General features: G+C 61.6%; 3 protein-coding genes. 1 reads left to right on the top strand and 2 read right to left on the bottom strand.

What is annotated here, in order from left to right; genetic code table 11:
• The coding region (locus tag AC1DT3_RS19695; RefSeq protein ID WP_477466906.1) for a DUF2852 domain-containing protein at window positions 1-348 on the bottom strand (348 nt) is incomplete at its 3' end.
• Between the two features lie 396 nt (window positions 349-744).
• Window positions 745-1,386, bottom strand: a complete 642-nt coding sequence (locus AC1DT3_RS19690; protein WP_477466905.1) for a TetR/AcrR family transcriptional regulator — start codon at window positions 1,384-1,386, stop codon at window positions 745-747.
• 177 nt (window positions 1,387-1,563) lie between these two features.
• On the opposite strand from AC1DT3_RS19690, the gene AC1DT3_RS19685 reads away from it, so the two are divergent.
• Window positions 1,564-1,864, top strand: a 301-nt coding sequence (locus AC1DT3_RS19685) for a radical SAM protein (protein WP_477466904.1), incomplete at its 3' end; no start/stop codon positions are given.

Raw genomic sequence — 1,864 nt, 5'->3', positions numbered from 1 at the left:
GCGATAATCCTCGAAGGCCGAATTTCCCGTGCCGCCGGGGCCGAAGCCGAATCCGCCCCCCGAAGGTCCACCGGAGAAATTTTCCTGAAGGCGGGAAAACTTCTCCTGGAAGAACGCGCGGGCCTCATCGCGCTTGGGCGAGCCCATGCAGCGCCACACAAGGTATGCGACTGCGAGCGGCCAGAACCAGAAGAACGCAAAAATAACGGCGATGATCTCGATCGCCCGCCGGGGTGGACGTCCGCACCGGTGCGAACGGCCGCCGGCACCTGCGCCGGCCTGGCCGCCGGCTGCGTTCCAACCGAAGGATTCGGAGGAGGAATTGTAGGAGGCTGAAGACGATGTCATTGGCTCGGTCCCGCATGTTAATGCTAACAACATTTACATGCGAAGTCCTACGCCCGCTTTCAAGGGGCAGGGCTCAAAAGCGCGAGCGCCCCACAACGATGTAACCGGCCGGCAAAGGGGTAGGAAGGTTTCGCAGACAGAAGGAAAGTGGGTGGCGTTGTGGCGAGCAGGAGTGGCGCTCTACCATCGCCATGGCGCCGTGCTTCACGATACGAAGTTCCTGGAAAAGCAGGTTCCTGGAAACGGAAGTTCTAGGAAAAGGAAGTTCTAGGAAAAGGAAGTTACGGAAAAATCTCGGGGATGACGTTCTGCAAGACTCGTCGCGTGATGTCGGCGAGTACGACGGGATCCGAACTGAACCAACGTCATGTGAAGAATGCGGGCGTCCGTATTCGTTCAACCCGCCGTTTTCTTCAAGGCGCCATGGACGAGAGCAAGAACGCCGGCGCGCAGGAGCTCATATTTGTCCGGGAGGCCGGGCCCCTTGGGCAATTGGCCGGCAGCGTCGAGAGTAGCGATGCCATGTGAGAGGGCCCAGACCTCGACCGCGATGAAGCGCACATCCACGTCGTCGAATCCGCTCGGAAAGGTCTCGGACAGGGCGCGGACCAGGTAATCGAAAGCATTTTCCTTCGGCGCGCCACCCTGCACTGCGCCCTTGGCATCGGGCACGTCGCCGGTTTTGGCGGAGAACATGGCAGCGTAGTAGCCGGGCTCCTGCTCGGCGAAAGTCAGATAGGCCTCTCCCATGCGGGTGAAGCGTTCCAGTGGCGTCCCAGCCCCACGGAGGGCCCGGCCGAGGCGATCGGCGAGGTCGTTGTACCCCCGGAAGGCCACTTCGGCGACCAGCGCTTCGCGACCGCGGAAATGCCGGTACAGGGCCGCTGGTGTGACGCCGACGAGTTTTGCCGCATCGACGAGCGTAAACCCACCGATGCCGCGCTCCGCGATGAAACGCTGCGCCGCATCGATCAGCGCTTCCTTCAAGTTTCCGTGATGGTAGCCCCGTCTGTCGGAAGGGCCGTGCCAATGGCGCATGCGAGATCCTGTTCGTTTTCCTAAACTATGTCGCGTGAGCGACGGAAGCCAGCGAGATCGAGCAATGAAGCAGCGCGTACCCGTCAAAGCTCTGGACGGAGTAGGGGTTCCGTCGGGGCGGCCGCTGCGGCAAGGGCTGATCGTGACGCAGGACGCCGAAGATGTCATAAGCGGCCCATGATCGATCATCCGACGCGCGATGTCGGCTTTGGTGTCTACGTGCACTGGCCCTTCTGCGCTTCCAAATGCCCCTATTGCGATTTCAACAGCCATGTCCGCCACCAACCGGTGGACCAGGACCGATTCGTCGCCGCCTTCAAACGCGAAATCGCCCACAATGCAGCCCGAATTCCGGGTCGGTCCGTGTCGAGCATCTTCTTCGGGGGGGGAACCCCTTCTCTGATGAAGCCAGCGACGGTGGGCGCTCTGATTGACGCGATCGCCGCCGCCTGGGGTATCGAGGACACGGCCGAAATCA

It is taken from the genome of Microvirga sp. P4_G7, assembly GCF_056401005.1.
The sequence above is the reverse complement of the archived record's forward strand: the minus strand, read 5'-3'. Positions and strand labels throughout refer to the sequence as shown.